The sequence below is a fragment of the Pseudomonas sp. efr-133-TYG-23 genome (assembly GCF_030209215.1).
Classification (GTDB): domain Bacteria; phylum Pseudomonadota; class Gammaproteobacteria; order Pseudomonadales; family Pseudomonadaceae; genus Aquipseudomonas; species Aquipseudomonas rhodesiae.
Window position 1 is genome coordinate 1 of the sequence record NZ_JARVSL010000021.1, and the last position, 24,704, is coordinate 24,704.

General features: G+C 59.0%; 22 protein-coding genes and 1 pseudogene. 9 read left to right on the plus strand and 14 right to left on the minus strand.

All coding sequences use genetic code 11. From position 1 onward, the window contains the following. Positions 1–53: 53 nt before the first annotated feature. The 9 genes from msrQ to mrcB form a co-directional block, all read right to left on the minus strand. Complete coding sequence (gene msrQ / locus QRN41_RS15285) at positions 54–674, minus strand: protein-methionine-sulfoxide reductase heme-binding subunit MsrQ (protein ID WP_034139296.1); 621 nt, start codon at positions 672–674, stop codon at positions 54–56. Next, positions 674–1,687: a protein-methionine-sulfoxide reductase catalytic subunit MsrP gene (gene msrP / locus QRN41_RS15290; protein WP_034139297.1), complete on the minus strand. Its 1,014-nt coding sequence runs from the start codon at positions 1,685–1,687 to the stop codon at positions 674–676. The genes msrQ and msrP overlap by 1 nt, the downstream gene beginning before the upstream one ends. A 63-nt stretch (positions 1,688–1,750) precedes the next feature. Beyond that, positions 1,751–2,608: a CDP-diacylglycerol--serine O-phosphatidyltransferase gene (gene pssA, locus QRN41_RS15295; RefSeq protein ID WP_034139298.1), complete on the minus strand. Its 858-nt coding sequence runs from the start codon at positions 2,606–2,608 to the stop codon at positions 1,751–1,753. A gap of 143 nt (positions 2,609–2,751) precedes the next feature. After that, positions 2,752–3,768: a ketol-acid reductoisomerase gene (gene ilvC / locus QRN41_RS15300; protein ID WP_003194132.1), complete on the minus strand. Its 1,017-nt coding sequence runs from the start codon at positions 3,766–3,768 to the stop codon at positions 2,752–2,754. Between the two features lie 47 nt (positions 3,769–3,815). Then, positions 3,816–4,307, minus strand: a complete 492-nt coding sequence (gene ilvN / locus QRN41_RS15305; RefSeq protein WP_003176102.1) for an acetolactate synthase small subunit — start codon at positions 4,305–4,307, stop codon at positions 3,816–3,818. A 2-nt stretch (positions 4,308–4,309) separates the two neighbouring features. Next, positions 4,310–6,034: an acetolactate synthase 3 large subunit gene (locus QRN41_RS15310; RefSeq protein WP_034100944.1), complete on the minus strand. Its 1,725-nt coding sequence runs from the start codon at positions 6,032–6,034 to the stop codon at positions 4,310–4,312. A gap of 431 nt (positions 6,035–6,465) precedes the next feature. Further along, positions 6,466–6,795 carry a YqcC family protein gene (locus QRN41_RS15315; protein WP_167417904.1) on the minus strand — a complete coding sequence of 110 codons (330 nt, stop codon included), beginning with the start codon at positions 6,793–6,795 and terminating at the stop codon, positions 6,466–6,468. Continuing rightward, positions 6,795–7,529, minus strand: coding sequence for a tetratricopeptide repeat protein (locus tag QRN41_RS15320; protein ID WP_034100657.1), 735 nt, complete (start codon positions 7,527–7,529; stop codon positions 6,795–6,797). The genes QRN41_RS15315 and QRN41_RS15320 overlap by 1 nt, the downstream gene beginning before the upstream one ends. A gap of 16 nt (positions 7,530–7,545) precedes the next feature. Further along, positions 7,546–9,870: a penicillin-binding protein 1B gene (mrcB, locus tag QRN41_RS15325; RefSeq protein ID WP_285421784.1), complete on the minus strand. Its 2,325-nt coding sequence runs from the start codon at positions 9,868–9,870 to the stop codon at positions 7,546–7,548. Between the two features lie 118 nt (positions 9,871–9,988). Between mrcB and QRN41_RS15330 the strand changes: the two genes are divergently transcribed. From QRN41_RS15330 to QRN41_RS15340, 3 genes are all read left to right on the plus strand, one after another. After that, on the plus strand, positions 9,989–11,545 hold the full coding sequence (locus tag QRN41_RS15330) for a bifunctional aminoglycoside phosphotransferase/ATP-binding protein (protein ID WP_285421785.1): 1,557 nt from the start codon (positions 9,989–9,991) through the stop codon (positions 11,543–11,545). Between the two features lie 92 nt (positions 11,546–11,637). Then, the gene (locus QRN41_RS15335; protein WP_285421786.1) at positions 11,638–11,982 is read left to right on the plus strand and encodes a pentapeptide repeat-containing protein; all 345 of its coding nucleotides are present in this window, start codon (positions 11,638–11,640) and stop codon (positions 11,980–11,982) included. Between the two features lie 203 nt (positions 11,983–12,185). Then, on the plus strand, positions 12,186–12,458 hold the full coding sequence (locus QRN41_RS15340) for a TfoX/Sxy family protein (protein WP_034100663.1): 273 nt from the start codon (positions 12,186–12,188) through the stop codon (positions 12,456–12,458). A gap of 240 nt (positions 12,459–12,698) precedes the next feature. On the opposite strand, the pseudogene QRN41_RS15345 reads toward QRN41_RS15340, so the two are convergent. From QRN41_RS15345 to QRN41_RS15355, 3 genes and pseudogenes are all read right to left on the minus strand, one after another. After that, positions 12,699–13,418: pseudogene (locus QRN41_RS15345) on the minus strand (heme ABC transporter ATP-binding protein); the annotation flags it as partial. Positions 13,419–13,465: 47 nt separating this feature from the next. After that, a complete protein-coding gene (locus QRN41_RS15350; protein ID WP_285421788.1) occupies positions 13,466–14,503 on the minus strand; it encodes a FecCD family ABC transporter permease in 1,038 nt (345 codons plus the stop codon). After that, positions 14,500–15,378: a heme/hemin ABC transporter substrate-binding protein gene (locus QRN41_RS15355; protein ID WP_285421789.1), complete on the minus strand. Its 879-nt coding sequence runs from the start codon at positions 15,376–15,378 to the stop codon at positions 14,500–14,502. Before QRN41_RS15355 ends, QRN41_RS15350 begins: the two co-directional genes overlap by 4 nt. A 155-nt stretch (positions 15,379–15,533) precedes the next feature. Here QRN41_RS15355 and QRN41_RS15360 point away from each other — a divergent pair, with 155 nt between their 5' ends. Next, on the plus strand, positions 15,534–15,851 hold the full coding sequence (locus tag QRN41_RS15360) for a Rieske (2Fe-2S) protein (protein ID WP_047882061.1): 318 nt from the start codon (positions 15,534–15,536) through the stop codon (positions 15,849–15,851). Here the strand turns inward: QRN41_RS15360 and sfsA are convergent. Then, positions 15,848–16,558, minus strand: coding sequence for a DNA/RNA nuclease SfsA (gene sfsA / locus QRN41_RS15365; RefSeq protein WP_167417899.1), 711 nt, complete (start codon positions 16,556–16,558; stop codon positions 15,848–15,850). The genes QRN41_RS15360 and sfsA overlap by 4 nt on opposite strands. After that, on the minus strand, positions 16,558–17,730 hold the full coding sequence (locus QRN41_RS15370) for a pyridoxal phosphate-dependent aminotransferase (RefSeq protein ID WP_285421790.1): 1,173 nt from the start codon (positions 17,728–17,730) through the stop codon (positions 16,558–16,560). The genes sfsA and QRN41_RS15370 overlap by 1 nt, the downstream gene beginning before the upstream one ends. Before the next feature lie 320 nt (positions 17,731–18,050). Between QRN41_RS15370 and dksA the strand changes: the two genes are divergently transcribed. From dksA to QRN41_RS15395, 5 genes are all read left to right on the plus strand, one after another. Next, positions 18,051–18,491 (plus strand): RNA polymerase-binding protein DksA, encoded by a 441-nt coding sequence (gene dksA / locus QRN41_RS15375; protein ID WP_034100675.1) that lies wholly within the window; start codon positions 18,051–18,053, stop codon positions 18,489–18,491. An 83-nt stretch (positions 18,492–18,574) separates the two neighbouring features. Beyond that, entirely contained in the window at positions 18,575–19,462 is an 888-nt protein-coding gene (gene gluQRS / locus QRN41_RS15380; protein ID WP_123479368.1) for a tRNA glutamyl-Q(34) synthetase GluQRS, read from the plus strand. A gap of 62 nt (positions 19,463–19,524) precedes the next feature. Continuing rightward, positions 19,525–19,701 carry a hypothetical protein gene (locus QRN41_RS15385; protein WP_003176118.1) on the plus strand — a complete coding sequence of 59 codons (177 nt, stop codon included), beginning with the start codon at positions 19,525–19,527 and terminating at the stop codon, positions 19,699–19,701. Beyond that, on the plus strand, positions 19,685–22,639 hold the full coding sequence (locus QRN41_RS15390; protein WP_162276695.1) for a sensor histidine kinase: 2,955 nt from the start codon (positions 19,685–19,687) through the stop codon (positions 22,637–22,639). Before QRN41_RS15385 ends, QRN41_RS15390 begins: the two co-directional genes overlap by 17 nt. 22 nt (positions 22,640–22,661) lie before the next feature. After that, complete coding sequence (locus tag QRN41_RS15395) at positions 22,662–24,101, plus strand: sigma-54-dependent transcriptional regulator (protein WP_034139309.1); 1,440 nt, start codon at positions 22,662–22,664, stop codon at positions 24,099–24,101. Positions 24,102–24,704: the final 603 nt, after the last annotated feature.

Below are 24,704 nucleotides of genomic sequence, written 5' to 3' on the forward strand. Positions count from 1 at the left end.
GCGCCGGAAGTGGGGCGAATTATAGACTTCTGGAATCTGCCGTCAAGCGTTAATTACACCTTTTCCGCAGAAGATGGTTTTTTCGCCTTAAGCCGGGGGATACGGCGCATTAAAGGGGGCAGCCGCAACGCCAAAAGCAGCGTCCCTATAAAGGCGTAGATCGCCCACTCCTTCAGATCTGCCCTCACGATCCACAACATATGCAATAAACCAAGACCAAGAATCACATACACAACGCGATGCAGCTTCTTCCAACGAGTACCCAGCCGACGCTGGCTATAGCGATTCGAAGTCACGGCCAAGGCTAACAAGCCCAGGAACCCCAATGCTCCGACGATGATGTAAGGTCGCTTGCGCAACTCCACTCCTAGTTGTGACCAGTCCAATCCTAAGACGAAGACACAATAAGCAGCCAAATGCAGCACCACATAAGCAAAGCACCACAACCCCAACTGCCGACGCACCGCTATCCACCCCGACCACCCAGTCAGCTTCTGCATCGGCGTCATTGCCAGAGTGATCAGCAACAGGACCAACGTGCCCAACCCCAAGCGATCAACCAACACCTTGCCCGGATCAGGCCCCAGCGCAAAACTCCATGCTTGATACAACCACCACAACGGCCATATCGCCACGGCGATAAAAACGCCGACACGCCAGATAGGATGACGCATCAATAGTTCTTCCGCAGATCAAGGCCCGTATAAAGAGAAGCCACCTCTTCCGAGTATCCATTGAACATCTGCGTTTCACGTACGTTAGGACTGAAAAGGCCACTTGGCAGCCGACGCTCCCGCGCCTGAGTCCAACGAGGGTGATCGACAGTGGGATTCACATTTGCATAAAACCCATACTCATCCGCAGCGATGCTTTGCCATGTGGTTTTCGGTTGCTCACTGACCAGGCTGATACGCACAATCGACTTCACACTCTTAAAACCATACTTCCACGGCACAACCAAACGTAACGGCGCGCCATTCTGGTTAGGCAGCTCCCGCCCATACATGCCCACGGCAAGAATCGCCAAAGGGTTCATCGCCTCATCCAAACGCAAGCCTTCCACATAAGGCCAATCGATCAGAGCGAAGCTAGAACGCTGACCCGGCATGCTTTTTGGGTCCTGCAAAGTCTCGAAACGGATGTACTTGGCCTTGGACGTCGGTTCGACCTGCTTAAGCAAAGCGGCAATCGGAAACCCTATCCATGGAATAACCATCGACCACGCCTCGACGCAGCGTAAACGGTAGATTCGTTCTTCCAATTGATAAGGTTTCATGAAGTCTTCAAGGGCATAACGCCCAGGTTTCGCTACCTCACCATCGATCACAACACTCCAGGGCTCAGTCTTGAGCGAACCGGCATTTTTTGCCGGATCTCCCTTGTCGGTACCGAACTCATAGAAGTTGTTGTAGTGGGTTGCGTCCTTAAATGGAGTAATTGCCTCATCTTTGACCGTTACCGCTTGCCACTTTGTAGCAGGCAGCTTTTCGGTGAACCACCCAGGCGCCCTACCCGGTTCGACGTCAGCATAACGCGCAGCATCCTCCGCACTCGCCCAACGTGGAAGACTGCTGGCGGCAATGCCGGCAAGTGCACCACCGAGCAGGCTGCGACGAGAGAGGTAAAAAGATTCAGGCGTGACGTCCGACTCATGGGAATCGGACGCTTTAGGCAATTTGATTAACATGGCAACTCCGCAGCATTGGAGGACTGATGCACCAATAGACTGTGGAGTATGGGGGAAATTACATTAAGGCAACGTTTTGTCCCGACGCAGACGCAGCAAATACTGAATCGGGCCCGACGCGGCATAAACCAGGAATGCCAGCAGCAGAATCCGCGGCGGATCGCTGAACACCACGGCGAACACCAACACCACGACAAGAATCGCCACGAAAGGCACACGCCCCTTGAGGTCCAGCTCCTTGAAGCTGTTGTATTTGATGTTGCTGACCATCAACATCCCGGCAGCCGCCACCATCAAGGCCACCAGGAACGACATTTTCGACCCCTGGATACCGTAATCACTGAATGCCCAGACGATACCCGCCACCACTCCCGCAGCAGCCGGACTGGCCAAGCCGATAAAGTAACGCTTGTCCGCGGTACCCACTTGGGTATTGAAACGCGCCAGACGCAACGCGGCACCCGCGACATAGATAAAGGCAACCATCCAGCCAACCTTGCCCATATCACCCAGCGCCCAGGCGAACGCCAGCAATGCAGGGGCGACGCCGAATGCCACCATGTCCGACAGCGAGTCGTACTCGGCACCAAATGCACTTTGCGTATTGGTCATCCGCGCTACACGACCATCCAGACCATCAAGCACCATGGCCACAAAAATCGCGATAGCAGCAAAACCGAAATATTTGCTGGCACTCGCCGCGTCACCCGCCGCCAGCGCACTTTGGGCGCTCATGGAGTTGATGATCGAGTAGAAGCCGGCGAACAGGTTCGCGGTGGTAAACAGGTTAGGCAGAAGATAGATGCCACGATGCCGGACCTTGCGGCCTTCCGCGTCATGCCCTTCTTCGACATGCTCATCGATTGGCAGCAGGCTTTCGGCGTCAGAAGCCTGGCTTGGCTCTTCGGGACGTTCGCTCATGGACTTTACCTTGCAACAGTTTGAAAAATTCGACAAAGACGTGCGGCGAGTGTTCGCCAGCAAACGATGCAGCTTTATACCAGAACCGGCCAGCCAAACGAAAAAACGCGGCCTAGGCCGCGTTTTTCTTTGATGCGTACGACTTAGTTTTTGGCTTTGTCGACGATCTTGTTGGCACCGATCCACGGCATCATGGAGCGCAGTTGCTCGCCGATGACTTCGATACCGTGAGCAGCGTTATTACGACGCTTAGCGGTCATCGAAGGGTAGCCGGTAGCGCCTTCGCTGATGAACATTTTGGCGTACTCGCCGTCCTGAATGCGTTTCAGGGCATTGCGCATGGCCTGACGGGACTCGGCGTTGATCACTTCGGGACCAGTCACATACTCGCCATACTCGGCGTTGTTGGAGATCGAGTAGTTCATGTTGGCGATCCCGCCTTCGTACATGAGGTCAACGATCAGCTTCAGTTCGTGCAGGCATTCGAAGTAGGCCATTTCCGGCGCATAGCCAGCTTCAACCAGGGTTTCGAAACCAGCTTTTACCAGTTCAACGGTACCGCCGCACAGAACAGCTTGTTCGCCGAACAGGTCGGTTTCAGTTTCGTCTTTAAAGGTGGTTTCGATGATGCCGGTACGACCGCCACCAACGCCAGCAGCGTAGGACAGCGCAACGTTCTTGGCGTTGCCCGATGCGTCTTGGTAGATCGCGATCAGGTCAGGAATACCGCCGCCTTTGACGAACTCGGAGCGTACGGTATGGCCCGGCGCTTTCGGCGCAATCATGATCACGTCGAGGTCGGCGCGTGGCACAACCTGGTTGTAGTGAATCGCGAAGCCATGGGAGAAGGCCAGGGTGGCGCCTTTTTTGATGTTCGGCTCGATTTCGTTCTTGTACAGCGAGGACTGGAACTCGTCCGGGGTCAGGATCATGACCAGGTCGGCAGCAGCAACTGCGGAAGCAACGTCAGTCACTTTCAGGCCATGAGCTTCAGCCTTGGCTACGGTGGCCGAGCCTTTGCGCAGACCAACAGTCACGTCAACGCCGGAGTCTTTCAGGTTGCAGGCTTGCGCGTGACCTTGGGAGCCGTAGCCGATGATGGCGACTTTCTTGCCCTGGATGATCGACAGGTCACAATCTTTATCGTAATAAACTTTCATGAGGTTCCTCTATATATCCAGGCCTTAAGGCCATTCGCTAATTTGGGTTAGATGCTGAGTACTTTGTCGCCACGGGCTATCCCGGTGACACCACTGCGTACGGTTTCCAGAATCGAGGCCGTCCCGATCGACTGGATGAAGCTGTCCAGTTTGTCGCTGGTGCCGGTCAGTTGAACGGTATAAACGCTGGCGCTCACATCGACGATCTGCCCGCGATAGATGTCGGTAGTCCGCTTGATCTCGGCACGTTGGGCGCCCGTGGCCTTGACTTTAACCAGCATCAGCTCGCGCTCGATGTGAGCGCTTTCCGATAGGTCGACCAGCTTGACCACTTCGATCAGCTTGTTGAGGTTCTTGGTGATCTGCTCGATCACCTCATCGTGGCCTACAGTGGTCAATGTCAGACGCGACAGAGTCGGGTCTTCGGTCGGCGCCACTGTCAGGCTTTCGATGTTGTAGTTACGTTGCGAAAACAGGCCGACAACACGAGACAGAGCGCCGGGTTCGTTCTCAAGAAGCAGGGAGATGATATGCCGCATGATTACGTACGCTCCGTCTTGTTCAGCCACATGTCGCGCATAGAGCCGTCTTTGATCTGCATCGGGTAGACGTGCTCGCTGGTATCCACCTGAATATCGATGAACACCAGACGATCCTTCATGGCGAACGCCTCTTCCATCTTCGGCTTCAGATCTTTCGGATCAGTGATGCGAATGCCAACGTGGCCATAGGCTTCAACCAATTTGATGAAATCTGGCAGCGACTCCATATAGGAATGGGAGTGACGGCTGTTGTAACTCATGTCCTGCCATTGACGCACCATGCCCAGCACGCCGTTGTTCAAGCAGACGATCTTGACCGGGAGACCGTACTGCAGGCACGTCGACAGTTCCTGGATGTTCATCTGGATGCTGCCTTCACCGGTGACGCACGCAACATCGGCGTCCGGGAAACTCAGCTTCACCCCCATGGCCGCGGGAAACCCAAAGCCCATGGTGCCCAGGCCGCCGGAGTTGATCCAGCGGTTCGGCTTGTCGAATTTGTAGTACTGCGCGGCGAACATCTGGTGCTGGCCCACGTCGGAGGTCACAAAGGCGTCGCCCTTGGTCACTTCGCACAGGGTTTCGATCACGGTTTGTGGCTTGATGATGCTGCCGTCACCCTTGTCGTAAGGGAACAGGCCGCGATCGCCGCGCCACTCATCGATCTGCTTCCACCAACTGGCCACCGACTCCTTGTTAGGCGTCTCGCCGATATCCTTGAGCGCGGCGACCATTTCGGTCAGGACGCTCTCTACAGGCCCCACGATCGGCACGTCGGCCTTGATGGTCTTGGAGATGGACGCCGGATCGATGTCGATATGGATGATCTTGGCATTTGGGCAAAACTTGCTCGCGCCGTTGATAACCCGATCATCGAAACGTGCGCCAACCGCCAGAATGACATCCGCGTGGTGCATGGTGAGGTTAGCGGTGTAGCTGCCGTGCATACCGAGCATGCCGACGAACTGACGGTCCGTACCCGGAAACGCACCTAGCCCCATCAGTGTGTTGGTCACCGGCAAGTTGAGCAGCTTGGCCAGTTCGGTCAGCGGTGCGGAACCGCCGCCCAGGATCACACCACCACCCGAGTACAACACTGGGCGCTTGGCCGCCAGCAACATCTCTGCGGCCTTGCGGATTTGCCCTGAGTGCCCACGGACCGCCGGGCTGTAGGAACGCAGCTTGGCTTTCTTGGGGAAGACGTATTCGAATTTTTCCGCCGGGTTGGTCATGTCTTTCGGAACATCGACAACGACAGGGCCCGGACGACCGGACTGTGCGAGGTAGAAGGCCTTTTTCATGACTTCCGGGATTTCCGACGGATGCTTGATCATGAAGCTGTGTTTCACGATCGGCCGGGAAATACCGATCATGTCGGTTTCCTGGAACGCATCGGTTCCCACCATGGTGCTGGGCACCTGGCCGGAAATGATCACCATCGGGATGGAGTCCATATAGGCCGTCGCAATGCCGGTAATAGCATTGGTTGCGCCTGGGCCGGAAGTTACCAGCACTACACCGGCTTTACCGGTGGCGCGGGCATAACCGTCAGCCATATGGGTCGCGGCTTGTTCGTGGCGAACCAGGATGTGGGTAACAGCCGGTTCCTTGAACAGCGCGTCGTAAACATGCAGAAGAGCACCACCTGGGTACCCGTAGATATAGTCGACGCCTTCGTCACGCAAAAAGCGGACGAGCATCTCACCACCAGATAAAAGCTCCACGTTGTTCACCTCTAAAACGCCAGAATACCGTCCGTTGAAAACCGACGGGTCTTAATAGGTTTACTTCTCAACAGAGCATGAGCGACGGTGGTCGCCGACTACGTCAGCACTGACTGAGCAAGTATTGGGATCGTCCCAAGTGTTGCGGGCTTTTCCCACCCAGCGCGAGGTAACGCGTTGCGGGTGTAACAGGTCGGCGCGGATGTGCGCCTCATGATCTGCTGAGCGGGCCTGCTTCTGGCAGTCCCGATACAGCGGACTTTGGATTCTTCTGTTTCAGGCCCTTCAAGTCAAGCAATAATTGCGCTTTTTTCCAACTAAGCGCATGAGAACGTAGAAGAAAGGGCCGTGAGGAGGGATAAAACTCGCCTGAATGTCGTCAAGCGGTAGAAATATGCGCAAGACTGCCGAAAAAGCCGGCAGTCAGGCAATTAACGAGCGTCGACGATCAATTGATCGAACTTTTTCAGCGCGTTGCGCAATCCGAGGCTTTCCTGAGGCCGGTCTACATAGACCATCTCGGCCATTTCTAGAATGCCCGACGCGCGTGGCAAAGGCAGATCCTGCTCAAGGATGTGCTTCATGCGCGCCAGGAAGATCCATTGCAGCCACTGGTGGAAATCCAGCGTATCCACCGAAAACGGCTCAATACTGCTGAGTGCTTCAGAGCTGGGGGGAACCTCTTCCCACCAGCCTTGCACGCGCAGTTCACGCTCGATCAGCAATAACTGTTCGGCAATCGCAGGAAAACGCCCATCCATCAGAGGTTAACCTTGGCTTTCTGACGGGCCTGGGCGGCGCCGGCGGCATCGCCCTGCGCGGCGCGCGCGTCGCCGATCAATGCCCACAGGCTGGCTTGCAGGTCTGGGCGACCGTTGGCCAGGCTCAAACCCCGACGCGCGAATTGTTCGGCCTGCGGCGCGTCGCCCTGAGCCATGCGCACCTGCGCCAAGCGATACAGAACCTGAGGTTCTCGGGGTGCGACACGTTGCGCGCGTTCAAGGCTTGAGGAAGCGCCGTTCAAGTCGCCACCCGCCTGCTGCTGCTGAGCAGTGGTCAACAAAGCCAGCACCGGCCCGTCCAGTTGCTCGTCAGCCGACAAGCCGCCTGCATTGGAAGACGACGGAATGCCGCTCGGCGAGGACGGCATGTTATAGGTGCCTTGATTGACCGGCGCCGTCTGAATCGGCGTGGCGTCGATCGGCCCGGAAGTGCTTGGCCCTGGTGTCCACGGCTCGGCACTGATCGGCGCCGAAGTCGCGGCACCGCCGCCGGGCACCATCACCACCACGCCCGAGTCCTGCGGCACCGCTTGAGCCGCGGCCTGGACGGGACGCTTGGTCACGGTTTGGCGGAAGCCGCCATTGGCCGAGATCCGATCGCTATTGGAAACGGCCGTGCTCGAGTCCACCACTGGAATGGAACCGCGTTGCACGCTGGAGCAACCGCCGAGCAAAGCCAGCGCTGTAATAGCTGGAAACCACCACTTGTTCACTTGAAACCCTCTTTGCTTAGTTCATCCAGCCCTTGACCCAATCCATCACCGATTCTGCGTCAGCAGGGGCACCGCCACCGCACGCCGCACCGGGTGGTGGTTCGCTGCCGCGAATATACGGCATCTGCACCGCGCCCGGGCAGTTGGCATCAGAGCCCTGACCGGTGTGCGGATCGATCCAGGCCTGCACGATGTTATCCGGCTGTGGCATGTTCAGCGGAAGCGGGTCAGCCTTGCGCATAAAACTGGTCCAAACCTGCAATGCGCCGGTTGCACCGGTGAACGGCGTCTTGCCATTATCGTCGCGCCCCAGCCATACAACGGCCAGTACATCCTGACCAAAACCGGCAAACCAACTGTCCCGCGAGTCGTTACTGGTGCCGGTCTTGCCCGCCAGCGTCAGATTGGACGGCAGCACCTTATAGACCGAACTGCCAGTACCTTCGCGCATTACGCGCTGCATGGCGTTCTGGATCAGGTAGATGGAACCCGCGTCGAAACGCTGCTGAATCTGGAAAGGATAACGCTTGAGCGGCTCCCCTTCGGCCGTCAACACACTGCGGATGCCCCGCATCGGCGTATTGAAGCCACCGTTGGCCAGGGTCTGATACATGGTTGCCACTTCCATCGGCGTCATCGCGCCAGCGCCCAGCAGGATGGATGGAAACGCTGGGAATTCACGGGTAACGCCCAGTCGCGCCAAGGTCTTGAGCACATTCGGCACCCCCACTTCCAGACCGAGGCGAGAGGTGGAAATGTTGTAGGAATGCGCCAAGCCCTGGTAAAGGAATACCGTGCCATGAGAGCGGCGATCGAAGTTCTGCGGGGTCCACACCTGACCATCCCCGCCCTTGACCGACAACGGATCGTCCGAGAGCCAACTGGTGAGCGTGTATTTGCTCGGCTTTTCCAGTGCCGTCAGGTACACCGCCGGCTTGACCAGCGAGCCGATCGGGCGCACAGCATCCAAGGCGCGGTTGAACCCGGCAAAGCTGGCCTGGCGACTGCCGATCATGGCCTGCACTTCACCCGTTTCAGGGTTGGTCACCACCATTGCGGCTTCCACTTCGTCGGAACCTTTGCGCCCGGTCAGACGCTTGAAAGTGTCGTTGACCGACGCTTCAGCCTTCATCTGCAGGATCGGGTCAAAACTGGTGAAGATTCGCAGCCCCTCCTCGGTCAAGTCTTCGTCGCGATAGTCTTCACGCAGCTGGCGTTTGACCAGATCGATAAAGCCTGGGAATGAGCTGTCCGCCAACTTGCCTCGGGAGGTCACGCCCAATGGCATTTTCTTGGCCGCGGCAACCTGTTCGGCGCTAGCAACGCCCTGCTGCTCCAGCACGTCCAGCACCAGGTTGCGGCGCTCCAGCGCACGCTCCGGGTTGCGACGCGGATTGTAATAGGAAGGCCCCTTGACCATGCCGACCAGCAGCGCGACCTGGTGCAGCTTCAATTCGGACAGCGGCTGGCCGAAGAAGAACTGACTGGCCAAGCCGAAACCGTGCACTGCGCGCTGACCATCCTGGCCGACGAACACCTCATTAAGGTAAGCCTCAAGGATTTCCTGCTTGCTGTAATGCAGTTCAAGCAGCATCGCCATCATGGCTTCGGTGAGCTTACGGGTCAGGCTGCGCTCGTTGGTCAGGTAGAAGTTCTTAACCAATTGTTGCGTCAGCGTACTGCCGCCCTGGGTCATTTTGCCGCCAGAGGTGTTCACCCAGATCGCGCGGGCAATCGACTTGGGCGAGACGCCCCAGTGGCTGTAAAAATCGCGATCCTCTACTGCAACCAAGGTTTCCAGCAGGTAAGGCGGCACCTGATCCAGCTTGATCAGGATGCGATCTTCAAGGTTTTTGGGGTAAATACCGCCGATCATCAGCGGTTCCAAACGAACCACGGGCAGTTTGGATCCATTGAGCGACGACAGTTCGGCCACATAATCGCCGGAGAAGCGCACGCGTACCGGCTGAGGCTTTTCCAGGCCCTCATAGAATTGGAAGCCACGGGTGGTCAAGTCGACCGTGTTACCACTGACGGCGGCGGCCCCCGGGCCATTGCTGACCGGTTCACGACGATAACCGAGCGCGTCGAGCTCGGTGAGGAAGTCATCCTTGCTCAGCTTCTGGCCAGTGAACAGCTCCAGCGGGCGGGCGTAGACCTTGGCCGGGATAGTCCAACGTTTACCAGAGAACTTCTCTTGGACCACGGCGTCGAGGTACACCGCAAAGCCGGCGAGCACTACAAGACCGACAAGGCCGAGCTTGAGCGCCCAGCCCAACCAGGGGCGCAGGCTGCGGGAAGGTGTTTTTTTACGGGAGCGGGGAGATCGGGTTCGAGTCATGGCGGCGGATTATACGCACTTTATCGATGATCAACATGAGCCGGACAGCGGTTTGCACGACCGCCTACAGCGGCCATAATGCCCGACATGATTTCCCCAAGACTCTGAAGGATCGCCCGTGAGCCAGTCCCTGATCGCAGCCCTGCAAGACCCGGCGTTGTACCCCCATCCGGTAGAAGCGTTCCAAGTCATCGAAACCCATATCTCCTGGGTCATTTTGACCGGCCCTTATGCTTATAAATTGAAGAAACCGATGAACTTCGGCTTTCTGGACTTCACCGCCCTGGAAGATCGCGGCCATTTCTGCAACGAGGAATTGCGCCTCAACCAACGCCTGACCCAGGATTTGTACCTGGAAGTTCTGCCGATCACCGGCACCGCCGAATCGCCACACCTGGGCGGTGACGGGCCTGTGATCGAATACGCGCTGAAGATGCGTCAGTTTCCCCAAAGCCAACTGCTCAGCACCTTGCAGGCCAATGGCGAACTGACCGCTGCGCACATCGATGAAATGGCCCGGCAGATCGCGCATTTTCACCTCAGCGCCCCTCATGTACCGCAAGCTCACCCCGCCGGGACCCCGGACGAGGTGATGGCGCCGGTGCGCCAGAACTTCGAGCAGATCCGCCCGTTCCTCAGCGACAAGGCCGACCTGGCTCAACTCGAAGCCTTGCAAGCCTGGGCCGAAAGCAGCTTCGAACGCCTCAAGCCGCTAATCGCGCAGCGCAAGCTCGATGGGTTCACCCGCGAGTGCCACGGTGACATCCACCTGGGCAACGCGACCCTGATCGATGGGCAAGTGGTGATCTTCGACTGCATTGAGTTCAACGAACCGTTTCGCTTCACTGACGTTTACGCCGACACCGGTTTCCTGGCCATGGACCTGGAAGACCGCGGCCTCAAGTCCCTGGCTCGCCGCTTCATCAGTCAGTACCTGGAACTGACCGGCGACTACCAGGGCCTTGAGTTGCTGAATTTCTACAAAGCCTACCGTGCCCTGGTCCGCGCCAAAGTCGCGCTGTTCAGCATGCCGAGCGAAGCCAGCCCGGTGCAACGGGCCACCACCCTGCGCCAATATCGCAACTACGCCAATCTGGCGGAAAGCTACAGCACCATTCCATCGCGCTTTCTGGCGATCACCCACGGCGTCTCAGCCGTCGGCAAAAGCCACGTCGCCATGCGCCTGGTGGAAGCCTTGGGTGCTGTGCGCCTGCGGTCGGATGTAGAACGCAAACGCCTGTTCGGTGAACAGCAGGTAGAAAACACACCTCAGGCGGGCATCTATGCCGCCGACGCCAGCACCAAGACCTACGCACGCTTGAATGAAATCGCCAACATCGTGCTGCGCGCCGGTTTCCCGGTGGTGCTGGACGCGACGTTCCTTAAACGTGAACAACGCGATGCTGCCGCCAAGGTCGCCGAAGCCACTGGTGCGCCGTTTCTGATTCTGGATTGCAATGCGCCACAAGCGGTTATTGCCAGTTGGTTGGCGCAACGCCAGGCGGAACAAAACGACCCGTCCGACGCGACCCTGGCAGTTATCGAGGAACAGCAGGCCCATCGCGATCCCCTCACGCCTGAAGAGTTATTGCAGAGCAAGCGGGTGGAAACCAATCAAAGCGGAACCCTGGATGCACTGGTCGCGCAAATTCGTCAGCGCCTGCCAGGCTTGTAAGAAATATTTCTTGGTCGCGTCGTCTAGTTGGGCGCGCGCCCGAACAATAGTGGCACTATAATGGCGTCATAAATCCAACAGGAGTCGCCTTCATGAGTCAGCCTAAGCTTTTAGATACACCGCTCTACTCGCTCCTGCATAAAGACGATATCCGCGGCTTTAACCAAGAGCGCCCAACCGACGGCGTGATTGATATGCGCGGTGGAGACTTCCGTGGTTTGGACCTGCGCGACCTGAACGCCAGCGGCGTGGATTTCACCGACGCGTATTTCCGCTCTGCCGACCTACGCGGCCTGGATTTGCGTGACTGCTCGCTGGAAGGCGCCAGCCTTGCCCATGCGCAGATTTCCGGCACCTACTTCCCACCTGAACTGACCGCAGATGAGATCCTGATGTCGGTCAACTTCGGCACTCGCCTGCGTTACCGCACCAAGTGAACCTCAAGGTCCAGGCCCCGGTTATGCGCCAGCGTAACCGGAGACTTGGGACTGCGCGCGTCAAAGTTACAGCGTCAGGCTTATAAGCTTTTGAGCCGTATCAGAGCAAAGAACTGCACTTTTCCTACTGAACGCTACACTCCTTTTCAGGCCTGTCTGGTCACGATACCCACCGCACCGTTCGGCCGTCGCAAGGAGGCTTGATGAACGATGAGCTGCAACACCTGAAAAACCTCGGCAAGACCTCAGCGCAGTGGCTGCATGCAGTGGGCATCCACAGTGCATCGGACCTGCGCCGCCTGGGGGCGGTCGATGCCTATCGAGCAGTGAGGACTCGCGGATTTCGGGCATCGAAAGTGTTGTTGTATGCGATCGAAGGGGCCTTGCTGGATGTGCACTGGAACGATATCCCTGCCGAACGCAAGGAAGCCCTGAATCGCCAGTTGGAGGCGGTGTCGTCTCGCCCGAAGAGTTGAGCCTGGCTAGATCTCGCCACTCGGCGTTTCGAACGAGCGTTTGAGAAAACTTCAGGCGACCGCAAAAACAACGGTTGACTCTCAAATGAGAATCGTTATGATTATCACAACTGGTCGCGAGATCAGCCGATAACTGAAAGGCCCTTGGTTCGGACTCTCAGATTATCTCCTCATCAGGCTAATCACGGTTATTTGACCCGGCTTTTGCCGGGTCTTTTTTTGCCTGATAGAAATCCCATTTCAGCGCGCGATGACCAATGGATGCCCACGCTCCGGATGCGGCTGCACCAACACTTCAAGGCCGAATACTGCCTTGACGATCTCAGGCTGCAGCACCTGGGTCGGCGTGCCCAAGGCGTAGGGACGTCCCTGCTCCAGGAGCAGCATCCTGTCGCAGTAACGCGCCGCCAGGTTCAGGTCATGCAGGATCACCAGCACCGCCGCTCCGCGGTCAGCAAAGGCACGTATTGCCTGCAGGATGGTGTGTTGGTGCAAGGGGTCGAGCATCGATGTGGGCTCATCCAGCAGCAATGTCTGCCCCGCCTCACCCGGCCACAATTGCGCCAATACCCGTGCCAGGTGCACGCGCTGGCGCTCACCGCCCGATAAGGCCAGATAATTGCGACCGCTCAGGTGCCCGACATCCGCCGCCTGCAACGCCGCAGCTATGATCTGCTCGTCACGGGTCTTGCCGGTCTGATGGGGCAGGCGCCCCATACCCACCACCTCTTCGACACGGAAAGCAAAATCCAGGGTGGAAGTTTGCGGCAACACTGCCAGGCGCTGAGCACGCTGTGCCCCGCTCCATGCGCTCAAAGCCTGCTGATCCAGCCAGACATTGCCCTGATCCTCTCGCAACTCACCGCTCAAGGTACTCAACAGTGTGCTTTTGCCGGCGCCATTGGGCCCCAGCACGCCGAGCACTTCGCCCGGCAGCAGATCGAGGGTTATGTCCGCCAATACGACTTTGCGGTCACGACGGACCTGCACCCCTTCCACTCGCAACATCAGGCGCGTCCTCGTAATAGCAAGTACAGAAAAAACGGCGCGCCGATAAATGCCGTCACAATGCCGATCGGTAATTCAGCAGGCGCCAGGGCAAGCCGTGCGACCAGGTCGGCACACAGCAACAAACTCGCGCCCGCCAACACCGACGCAGGCAATAGCACGCGATGATCAGGCCCAGCAAGCAATCGCACCAAGTGCGGCACCACCAAACCGACAAATCCGATCATCCCCGCCGCAGCCACCGCCGCCCCTACACCCAGGGCGGTGCAAAACACCAGTTCACGTTTAAGCCCTTCGACATCAACGCCCAGGTGGCTCGCTTCAGACTCGCCAAGCAGCAACGCATTCAAAGCCTTCGCCCGCCGCGGCAACCACAGCGCAACCCCCGCAGTTACCAGCAACAACGGCCATAGCCTTGAATAGCTGGCACCGTTGAGGCTACCCAGGTTCCAGAACGTGAGTGTGCGCAACGTGGCGTCATCTGCCAGATAGGTAAACAAACCGACTGCCGAACCGGAGAGAGCCGTTAGCGCAATGCCCGCGAGCAGCATCGTGGCCACATGGGTCTGACCATCACGCCGCCCCAGGCGATAAACCAACGCAGTCACCCCCAGCCCACCGGCAAACGCGCACAACGACAGCACATAGGGCCCGAACACATCCGGCAAACCGCCCAGGAACGCAGAGCCGACAATCGCCACCGCCGCCCCCAAGGCCGCGCCGCTGGACACCCCCACCAATCCCGGGTCCGCCAACGGGTTACGAAACAGCCCCTGCATCGCCACCCCCGACAACGCCAACACGCCGCCGACCGCCAGGCCCAGCAAGGTGCGCGGCAGCCGGATCTGCCCCAGGATCAGCTCTGCCTGCTCCAGGCCGTAGGCATCGATGGGTAGGCCCATCAAGCGCAAAGCCGCACGAAGCGTATCCCACAGCGGCAGGCTGACGGGCCCTAAAGCCAATGACAGCCAGGCGGCCAACCCGCATAAGAGCGTCAAGCCGATAAACAACGTTCGTGGTTTTACCAGTGTGGTCATGGTGTAGCTTCAGACGAAGTCGGATAGAACCCGGCCGATAATACTTCCAGATTTTGCGGCAGACGCGGCCCCAATCCGCCAACCAGCAGAGTGGGGTCCACTTCAAGCACCCGGCCCTGTTTGGCCGCTGGCGTCGACGCCAAAATCGGGTTTTCCTTGAACAGCGCCGCACGCGCCGCCTCCCCTGTCAATGCGCGATCCGCAAACACCAGCACCTGCGGACTCAGCCCCGCCAGCGACTCTGCCGAAAAGGGTTTATAGCCCGTGTGCGTAGCTAGGTTGTGGCCACCCGCCTGGCGCAGCATCCAGTCCGCTGCCGTGTCCTGGCCAGCAACGAGCGGCTTACCACCGGCATTGCCCACCAGCAGCAACACACCCGGCGCCTGCCGAGTCGCCTGGATCTTCACGAGGCGGTTTTTCTGCCGTTGTAGTGCCTGCTCATAATCGCCGAACAGTGCGCGAGCCTCAGCCGCCTTACCGAGTAATATCCCCAGGTGCTCAAGGTTGCTTTTCAGCGCCTGTAAATCTGGCTGTGCGGAAAACATCTCCACTTGCACACCCGCACTGCGGATCTGCGCCAGCACCGGCGGCGGCCCCATTTCTTCGGTGCCCGCCAGTACCTGCGGACGCAGGCTGAGAATGCCCTCGGCCGACAATTGACGCTGGTAGCCAATACTAGGCAACGTTTTAAGTGTCGCGGGATGCTGGCTGGTGGTATCCACACCCACCAGTTTTGGCTCGCCCCCCAAGGCCACGACCCACTCCGACAGCGCGCCACCGGCACTCACCCAGCGTTGTGGTAGTTCAGAGGCCATTGCCCCGTGATTGATGAGCAAACCAACAACAAGCGCAATAGCGCTGGTACTCAGGCGCATAACAGGGTTTCCTTCCAGGGGCTGGGTCTCAGAACGCTTTTCGAGGAGACAGATTGGCCCTGCCAGGCATCGAACGTAGCGCCCCGTCAGCCGACGAGCGAAGCCCGCATTTGATAATTGTTTGCATTTGAACGTCAAGGTACTTAAGGATTGAAATGAAGTTTCTCTGCTCCTCCGCCGCACTGGCACCCAATACCAGCCTCGGCTTTGATATCGACGGGTGCAAGTTATTGGCTGTGCGCCGCGATGGCATTGCCTACTTCTATATCAACCGTTGCCCCCACCGCGGTGTTGCACTGGAGTGGCAACCCGGCCAATTCCTCGACGACAGCGCCAGCCTGATCCAGTGCGCGACCCACGGCGCCTTGTTCCTGATTGAAACCGGCGAGTGCATCGCCGGACCCTGTGCCGGTAAAAGTCTGGTCGCCCTGCCCGGCCGCGAAGACGCACAGGGCCTGTGGGTGGACCTCTAGTCGAGCAGCACGTCCAGGCGGCGATCCACGCAAATCTCTTCGGCCGTGACACGCACGCCATAGGCCAGCACCTCCACCCCCGCCGCCTTGGCCTCGCGCAGCGCCGCGCCATAGGCCGCATCGATTTCCACGGCCGGGCGCACCGCATCGATCCCCGAAAGATTGACGCAGTACAACTGCACCGCCCGCACGCCATCCCGCGCCAGATAGGCCAACTCCCGCAGATGCTTAGCTCCGCGCTGGGTTACCGCATCGGGGAAGGCCGCCACTCTGGAATCATCGAAACCTAAGGTGACACTTTTAACTTCAACGTAGGCCGCGCCATGGGGATAGTCCAAACGGAAGTCGATACGGCTTTTCTCCTGGCCATAGGGGACTTCGCGCTTCAACGCGGTAAAGCCATCCAACTCGGCGATCACCCCAGCGCGCAATGCTTCCTCAACCAACTGGTTGGCGCGCGCCGTGTTCACGCAGGCCAGGCGACCTTGGGGTGTTTCGGCGATTTCCCAGGTGCCGGGCAACTTGCGCTTGGGGTCATTGGAGCGGCTGAACCAGACCTGCCCGCCTTCGACCATGCAATTGAGCATGGAACCGGTGTTCGGGCAGTGAATCGTGAGTAACTCGCCGGTAATGGTTTCGATATCGGTGAGAAAACGCTTGTAACGGCGAATCAAGCGGCCTTCTTCGAGGGGAGGATAAAAACGCATCAGCCTTGCCAACTCCGCAAACCACGGGCGATGCGCTCCACCGCCTGCTGCAGGCGCTCGATGTTCTGCGTATAGGCAAAGCGCACATGGTGGCCGGCCTGATAGCGGCCAAAATCCAGACCGGGCGTGAACGCAACGTGCTCGGTTTCCAGGAAATGACGACAAAATGCGTAGGCATCGCCGCCAAACGCACGAATATCGGCGTATAGATAGAAGGCTCCTTCCGGCTCGACCTCGATGCCAAAGCCCAGCTCCCGTAGCGCCGGCAACAGGAAATCGCGGCGGCGACCGAACTCGGCGCGGCGTTCTTCCAGAATGCTCAATGTTTGCGGGGTAAAACACGCCAGCGCGGCATGCTGAGCCATGCTCGGCGCGCTGATGTAGAGGTTTTGTGCCAGCTTCTCCAGCTCACCCACCGCTGCGGGCGGCGCCACCAGCCAGCCCAGGCGCCAGCCGGTCATCCCGAAATACTTCGAAAAACTATTCAAGACGAAGGCGTCATCATCGACTTCCAGCACACTGGCGGCGTCGGTGCCGTAGGTGAGGCCGTGATAAATCTCATCCACCACCAGATGGCCATCGCGCGCTTTGATTGCACTCGACAGCCCGGCCAGTTCGTCACGGGTGAGAATCGTGCCGGTCGGATTCGCCGGCGATGCCACCAGGGCGCCCACACTGTCCTGGTTCCAATGCTTGTCCACCAAGTCGGCCGTCAGTTGATAGCGCATGTCCGGCCCTACCGGCACCAGTTGCGCGGCGCCCTCGACCAAGCGCAGAAAATGCCGGTTACATGGGTAACCGGGGTCTGCCAGCAGCCAGTGCTTGCCCGGATCAACCAGCAAGCTGCTGGCCAGCAGCAACGCACCGGAACCGCCGGGCGTGATCAGAATGCGTTCCGGATCGACATTCAAGCCGTAGCGTTGCTGATAAAACCCACTGATGGCTTCGCGCAGCTCCGGCAGGCCACGGGCGGCGGTGTAGCGGGTTTTGCCATTGGCCAGCGCGGCCTGGCCGGCCTGGATGATCGGCTCGGCCGTGGTGAAATCCGGCTCGCCGATTTCCAGGTGGATCACATCATGGCCGGCCGCTTGCAGCTCATTGGCGCGCGCCAGTAACGCCATGACATGAAAAGGTTCGATGGCGCGACTGCGCGCACTGTAGGGCTGGGCCATTAGCCTTCCTTAACGGTGAGGACAAAATCAGGATTCTACCGAACCCTCGCGGTAAAACATGCTCTATTGCCTGCTCGGTCGTTCGTGATGAACCCGGCACGCGCCAGCAAAACGACTAAAATCAACATTCGAGGCGATCCATACCCAGCCACAGCGGGCTGCTGCAGTTTGCAACCCCTGAGCGAAGGGCTTCGACAACCGGGAGTGGCGCACCCTGAATCTATCTGGTAAGTTCGCCCGCTTGCAGCCGCAGGGCCGGCAGGTGTCGGTGACGTTGCAATCCTGCGCAATGGATTAGAAGAGTGAGAGGCGGTCTATTCATGTCCACCCAAGCAAAGCAACAGCAGCAGAGCCTCAGCGGCTTCACACCTTACGTCGAAACGAAGGGTGAGGAGTACATGGGCAAGCCCATGCGCCAGCACTTCACCAAGATCCTGCAAAAGTGGAAGCAGGACTTGATGCAGGAAGTCGACCGCACGGTTGACCATATGAAGGACGAAGCCGCCAACTTCCCGGACCCGGCCGACCGTGCCAGCCAGGAAGAAGAGTTCGCCCTCGAACTGCGCGCTCGTGATCGCGAACGCAAGCTGATCAAGAAAATCGACAAGACGCTGCAACTGATCGAAGACGAAGAATACGGCTGGTGCGAATCCTGCGGCGTCGAGATCGGCATCCGTCGCCTGGAAGCCCGCCCAACCGCGGACCTGTGCGTAGACTGCAAGACCTTGGCCGAAATCAAGGAAAAACAGGTCGGCAAATAATCCTGCCGGGCTGACCGAATGGGGCGTGCGAACGCTCCATTTTTGTTTCTGGCGTTTGCCGATTTTCCAGTAGTATCCGGCCCATGACAGCCTCTACCTATATCGGGCGTTTCGCCCCCACGCCCAGCGGCCATTTGCATTTCGGCTCCCTGGTCGCCGCCCTCGCCTCCTACCTCGACGCCCGCGCCAATCAAGGCCTCTGGCTGATGCGCATGGAAGACCTGGATCCCCCCCGCGAAGAGCCCGGCGCCCAGGCGGCGATTCTTCATGCCTTGGAGAGCTATGGATTCGAGTGGGACGGTGAACTCGTCCGACAAAGCGAACGGCATGATGCCTACGCCAAAGTATTGAACGACCTGTTCAACCACGGCCTGGCCTACGCCTGCACCTGCTCACGCAAACAGCTGGAGCCTTACAACGGCATCTACCCGGGCCTTTGTCGTAACGCCGGTCATGACCCGCACGACGCAGCCATCCGTTTGCGTGTTCCGGAACTGGAATACCACTTTACCGACCGAGTACAGGGCCATTTCCGACAGCACTTGGGCCGTCAGGTCGGCGATTTTGTTATCCGTCGGCGCGACGGCCTCTACGCCTACCAGTTGGCCGTGGTGTTGGACGATGCCTGGCAGGGCGTGACCGACATCGTGCGCGGCGCCGACCTTTTGGACTCCACGCCACGCCAGCTGTACCTGCAAGAACTGCTGGGCTTGCGCCAACCGCGCTATTTGCATGTACCGTTGATCGTTCAGCCGGACGGCCACAAATTGGGCAAGTCCTATCGCTCACCGCCGTTGACACCCGACCAAGCCACGCCTTTGCTGTTAAGAGCCTTGCGTGCCCTTGGCCAACAACCGGGCAGCGAACTGCTCTACGCCAGCGCGCGCGAGCTGCTCGATTGGGGCGTCCGGCATTGGGATGCCAACCGCATCCCGCGCGCGCTTACGTTGGCAGAAGCGCAGTTGAGCTGAAGGCGCTTGCAGCTTGCCAGCCATCCGTTACCATCGCGGCAGTTTTTAACTCAGAGGCCAACATGTACATCTATCGATTGGTCCTGCTGTTGGTCGTCGGGATCTACCTGTTTTCCCCCGCCATCATGGATTGGTGGATCGACGCCACCGGCGCCTGGTATCGCCCGTATCTGCTGTGGCTGATCCTGATCGTCGTGACCTTCATCCTGCAGAGCCAAAAAGATGCCGATGAGCTTTAGCCTCACTCAGATGCTGCTGATCAGCGCCGCCTACCTGGCCGCGCTGTTCGGCGTCGCCTGGATCAGTGAGCGCGGGATGATCCCGCGGGCGATCATTCGCCATCCATTGACCTACACCTTGTCCCTGGGGGTCTACGCCAGCGCCTGGGCGTTCTATGGCACGGTGGGCCTGGCTTATCAGTATGGCTACGGGTTTCTGTCCAGCTACCTCGGCGTATCCGGAGCATTCCTACTGGCGCCGGTGCTGCTGTACCCCATATTGAAAATCACCCGGACTTACCAGCTGTCGTCCCTGGCCGACCTGTTTGCGTTTCGCTTCCGCAGCACCTGGGCCGGTGCGCTGACCACCGTGTTCATGCTGATTGGCGTGTTGCCCTTGCTGGCCTTGCAGATCCAAGCGGTGGCCGACTCCATCAGCATCCTTACCCATGAGCCGGTGCAGCATCGCGTGGCCCTGGCGTTTTGCGCGCTGATCACGCTGTTCACGATTTTCTTCGGTTCACGCCACATCGCCACCCGAGAAAAGCACCAGGGGCTGGTATTCGCGATAGCCTTCGAATCGGTAATCAAGCTGATCGCCATTGGCGGCGTCGGTCTCTATGCGCTCTATGGTGTGTTCGATGGCCCACAACAGTTGGAGCTTTGGCTGCTGCAGAACCAGACCGCCCTCGCCGCCCTGCACACCCCCTTGCAGGAAGGCCCGTGGCGCACATTGCTGCTGGTGTTCTTCGCGTCGGCAATCGTGATGCCGCACATGTATCACATGACGTTCACCGAGAACCTCAACCCCCGCGCGCTGGTGAGTGCAAGCTGGGGCCTGCCGCTGTTCCTGCTGTTGATGAGCCTCGCCGTGCCGCTGATCCTCTGGGCCGGCCTGAAGCTGGGCGCTACCACCAACCCGGAATACTTCACCCTCGGCATTGGCATGGCCGCCAATAGCCCGGCCCTGGCATTGCTGGCCTATGTCGGCGGTCTGTCGGCGGCCAGTGGCCTGATTATCGTCACCACCCTGGCGCTGTCGGGCATGGCGCTCAACCATTTGGTGCTGCCGCTGTACCAGCCGCCGGCGGAAGGCAATATCTACCGCTGGCTGAAATGGACACGCCGTGCGCTGATCGTCGCCATCATCATGGCCGGCTACGGCTTCTACCTGATGCTCGGCGCTGGGCAAGACCTGGCCAACCTGGGCATCGTGGCGTTTGTGGCCACCTTGCAGTTCTTGCCGGGGGTGCTGTCGGTGCTGTACTGGCCGACCGCCAATCGTCGTGGTTTTATCGCGGGGCTGCTCGCGGGGATTCTGGTGTGGGTCGTGACCATGCTGCTGCCACTGGTCGGCAACCTCCAGGGTTTCTACATCCCGTTGCTGAATATGATTTACGTATTGGACGACACCAGTTGGCACATGGCCGCGATTGCCTCCCTGGCCGCCAACGTTTTGATGTTCACCCTGATCTCGCTGTTCACCAACGCCAGCCCCGAGGAAACCAGCGCCGCCGAAGCCTGCGCAGTGGACAACGTGCGCCGCCCGCAACGCCGTGAACTGCACGCAGCCTCGCCCCAAGAGTTCGCCACGCAACTGGCCAAACCCCTGGGCGCCAAGGCCGCACAAAAGGAAGTCGAGCAAGCGCTGCGCGATCTTTATTTGCCCTTTGACGAGCGCCGCCCGTATGCGCTGCGCCGCCTGCGCGACCGCATCGAAGCCAACCTGTCCGGCCTGATGGGCCCCAGCGTTTCCCAAGACATGGTCGAAACCTTTCTGCCCTACAAGGCCGGCGGCGAAAACTACGTGACCGAAGACATTCACTTTATCGAGAGTCGCCTGGAGGACTACCACTCGCGCCTCACCGGCCTGGCCGCCGAACTCGATGCGTTACGCCGTTACCACCGCCAGACCCTGCAGGAGTTGCCCATGGGCGTGTGCTCCCTGGCCAAGGATCAAGAGATTCTGATGTGGAACAAGGCCATGGAAGAGCTGACCGGTATCGCCGCGCAGCGCGTAGTGGGCTCGCGCCTCACGACTCTGGGCGAACCGTGGAAAGAGTTGCTGCAAGGTTTTATCAACCTGCCTGATGAGCACTTGCACAAACAGCACCTGGCCCTCGATGGCCAGACCCGCTGGCTCAACCTGCACAAAGCCGCCATCGACGAGCCCCTGGCCCCCGGCAACAGCGGTTTGGTGTTACTCGTGGAAGATTTGACCGAAACCCAGATGCTCGAAGACAAACTGGTGCATTCCGAGCGCCTGGCCAGCATTGGTCGCCTGGCTGCGGGTGTGGCCCACGAGATCGGCAACCCGATCACCGGCATTGCCTGCCTGGCGCAGAACCTGCGCGAAGAACGGGAAGAAGACGGTGAAATCACTGAAATCAGCGGGCAGATCCTTGAACAGACCAAGCGCGTATCGCGCATCGTGCAGTCGTTGATGAGCTTTGCCCATTCCGGCGCTCATCAGAATCAGGACGAGGCGGTGTGCTTGGCTGAGGTCGCGCAGGATGCCATCGGGCTGCTGGCCTTGAACCGACGCAATTTCGAAGTACAGTTTTTCAACCTGTGCGATCCCGATCATTGGGTCGACGGCGACTCGCAACGCCTGGCCCAAGTCCTGATCAACCTGTTGTCCAACGCTCGCGACGCCTCGCCCCCCCACAGTGCGGTACGCGTCAAGAGCGAGGCTTTCGAGCACACGATCGACCTGATCGTGGAGGATGAAGGCAGCGGCATTCCACAGAACATCATGGACCGATTGTTCGAACCCTTCTTCACTACCAAGGATCCGGGTGAAGGCACCGGTCTGGGCCTTGCACTGGTCTATTCCATCGTTGAAGAGCATTATGGACAAATCACCATCGACAGCCCGGCTGACACCGAAAGCCAACGCGGCACCCGTATTCGGGTGACCTTGCCGCGTCATGTCGAAGCGACGTCCGCTGTGAACTGAGACCGTCGAGAGAATTGAATCAATGCCGCACATTTTGATCGTCGAAGACGAAACCATTATCCGCTCTGCCTTGCGTCGCCTGCTTGAACGCAATCAGTATCAAGTCAGCGAAGCCGGCTCGGTGCAGGAAGCCCAGGAGCGCTTCAGCATTCCCACGTTCGACTTGATCGTCAGCGACCTGCGCCTGCCCGGGGCGCCCGGCACTGAGTTGATCAAACTCGGCCAGGGCACCCCGGTGCTGATCATGACCAGCTACGCCAGCCTGCGCTCGGCAGTGGACTCCATGAAGATGGGCGCGGTGGACTACATCGCCAAGCCTTTCGACCATGACGAAATGCTCCAGGCAGTGGCCCGCATCCTGCGCGACCGCCAGTCGGCCAGCAGCGCCCCCGCCGAGCAGCGCCCCGCCGGCAAGGCCGCCAACGGCTCAGACAAGCCCGGCGTCGACAACAGCAACGGCGAGATCGGCATCATCGGCTCCTGCCCACCGATGCAGGACCTTTACGGCAAGATCCGCAAAGTCGCCCCCACCGACTCCAATGTACTGATCCAGGGTGAATCCGGGACCGGTAAGGAACTGGTGGCCCGCGCCCTGCACAACCTCTCCAAGCGCGCCAAGGCTCCGATGATTTCGGTGAACTGCGCGGCGATCCCAGAATCGCTGATTGAATCCGAGCTGTTCGGCCACGAGAAAGGCGCCTTTACCGGCGCCAGCGCTGGACGTGCGGGCCTGGTGGAAGCGGCGGACGGCGGCACGCTGTTCCTCGACGAAATCGGCGAGCTGCCGCTGGAAGCACAGGCGCGGCTGCTGCGAGTACTGCAGGAAGGCGAGATTCGCCGTGTAGGCTCGGTGCAATCGCAAAAGGTGGATGTGCGCCTGATCGCGGCGACCCACCGCGATCTCAAGAGCCTGGCCAAGATCGGTCAGTTCCGCGAAGACTTGTACTACCGCTTGCATGTGATCGCTCTCAAACTGCCAGCGTTGCGCGAGCGTGGCGCCGACGTCAACGAGATCGCCAATGCCTTCCTGCAGCGTCAAAGCGCGCGCATCAACCGTACCGACCTGAAGTTTGCCCCGGACGCCGAACAGGCTATTCGGCATTACTCATGGCCGGGTAACGTGCGCGAGCTGGAGAACGCCGTGGAGCGCGCGGTGATTCTGTCGGAAAGCCCGGAAATTTCCGCTGAGCTGCTGGGCATCGACATCGAACTCAGCGACCTGGAAGACGACGAGTTCATCGGCTTGGCGCCGCAACAGGGCGCGGCCAGTAACACCAGCCATGAGCCGACGGAAGATCTGTCGCTGGAAGATTACTTCCAGCATTTCGTCCTGGAGCATCAGGACCACATGACCGAGACCGAGCTGGCGCGCAAATTAGGCGTGAGCCGCAAGTGCCTGTGGGAACGCCGTCAGCGCTTGGGCATTCCTCGGCGTAAGACCGGTGTGGCCAGCGAGAGCTGAGCGCGCGCCCACCGGTAACACCGGCAAATGTGAAAAAACTGTTACCGCGGACAATCCGCGTAACAAAAGCCGGGGCTTACGGTAACGAAGCCCCGGCTTTTTTTGGCCTGTCAAAAAACCGAAACCTCTTCAACCCCCCGGTTTTGCTGGACGGCACAAAAGTTGGCACGCCCCCTGCTATATGCTTAGTACAAAAACAATAACAAGCTTTGTACAAGACAATAAAAATAAGACGAATCGACTCACGCATAACAAAAACAACACGGCGGAGGCGCAGCTAACTGATTCTTTTGGAGAGGCGTTGCATTTGGGGCTTGCCCCGCAACCAGGCCGAGAACAACAAAAACTGCCCTAAGGCAGAGCCTGAACTGGTTGGATCGTAGATCAGCAACACAGCGACCAAAGCAATCCGTTTGCTCTTGACTCCCGATTGGGAGTGTCATGAAGGTGAAGCTTCATGGCGAGGGCGATCAACAAAAACAAGAAGCCCGAAATCAATAATAAAAATAGAGCACGCAACTACTTCTGGGGGAGCTTCGGCTCCCCTTGTAGTTTCCGCGATTTGACCTTCCAAAGCTTATGGCGCAATGCCTGTAGCTTGTT

Bases quoted from the DNA above. Each gene is read 5' to 3' on its own strand.
- QRN41_RS15355 (WP_285421789.1), bottom strand. From the start codon at position 15,378: ATGCGCCTGAGTACCAGCGCTATTGCGCTTGTTGTTGGTTTGCTCATC.
- gluQRS (WP_123479368.1), top strand. From the start codon at position 18,575: ATGACAGCCTCTACCTATATCGGGCGTTTCGCCCCCACGCCCAGCGGC.
- QRN41_RS15340 (WP_034100663.1), top strand. From the start codon at position 12,186: ATGAACGATGAGCTGCAACACCTGAAAAACCTCGGCAAGACCTCAGCG.
- QRN41_RS15370 (WP_285421790.1), bottom strand. From the start codon at position 17,730: ATGGCCCAGCCCTACAGTGCGCGCAGTCGCGCCATCGAACCTTTTCAT.
- msrP (WP_034139297.1), bottom strand. From the start codon at position 1,687: ATGTTAATCAAATTGCCTAAAGCGTCCGATTCCCATGAGTCGGACGTC.
- QRN41_RS15335 (WP_285421786.1), top strand. From the start codon at position 11,638: ATGAGTCAGCCTAAGCTTTTAGATACACCGCTCTACTCGCTCCTGCAT.
- ilvC (WP_003194132.1), bottom strand. From the start codon at position 3,768: ATGAAAGTTTATTACGATAAAGATTGTGACCTGTCGATCATCCAGGGC.
- ilvN (WP_003176102.1), bottom strand. From the start codon at position 4,307: ATGCGGCATATCATCTCCCTGCTTCTTGAGAACGAACCCGGCGCTCTG.
- dksA (WP_034100675.1), top strand. From the start codon at position 18,051: ATGTCCACCCAAGCAAAGCAACAGCAGCAGAGCCTCAGCGGCTTCACA.
- msrQ (WP_034139296.1), bottom strand. From the start codon at position 674: ATGCGTCATCCTATCTGGCGTGTCGGCGTTTTTATCGCCGTGGCGATA.
- mrcB (WP_285421784.1), bottom strand. From the start codon at position 9,870: ATGACTCGAACCCGATCTCCCCGCTCCCGTAAAAAAACACCTTCCCGC.
- QRN41_RS15350 (WP_285421788.1), bottom strand. From the start codon at position 14,503: ATGACCACACTGGTAAAACCACGAACGTTGTTTATCGGCTTGACGCTC.
- sfsA (WP_167417899.1), bottom strand. From the start codon at position 16,558: ATGCGTTTTTATCCTCCCCTCGAAGAAGGCCGCTTGATTCGCCGTTAC.
- pssA (WP_034139298.1), bottom strand. From the start codon at position 2,608: ATGAGCGAACGTCCCGAAGAGCCAAGCCAGGCTTCTGACGCCGAAAGC.
- QRN41_RS15390 (WP_162276695.1), top strand. From the start codon at position 19,685: ATGCCGATGAGCTTTAGCCTCACTCAGATGCTGCTGATCAGCGCCGCC.
- QRN41_RS15385 (WP_003176118.1), top strand. From the start codon at position 19,525: ATGTACATCTATCGATTGGTCCTGCTGTTGGTCGTCGGGATCTACCTG.
- QRN41_RS15315 (WP_167417904.1), bottom strand. From the start codon at position 6,795: ATGGATGGGCGTTTTCCTGCGATTGCCGAACAGTTATTGCTGATCGAG.
- QRN41_RS15360 (WP_047882061.1), top strand. From the start codon at position 15,534: ATGAAGTTTCTCTGCTCCTCCGCCGCACTGGCACCCAATACCAGCCTC.
- QRN41_RS15395 (WP_034139309.1), top strand. From the start codon at position 22,662: ATGCCGCACATTTTGATCGTCGAAGACGAAACCATTATCCGCTCTGCC.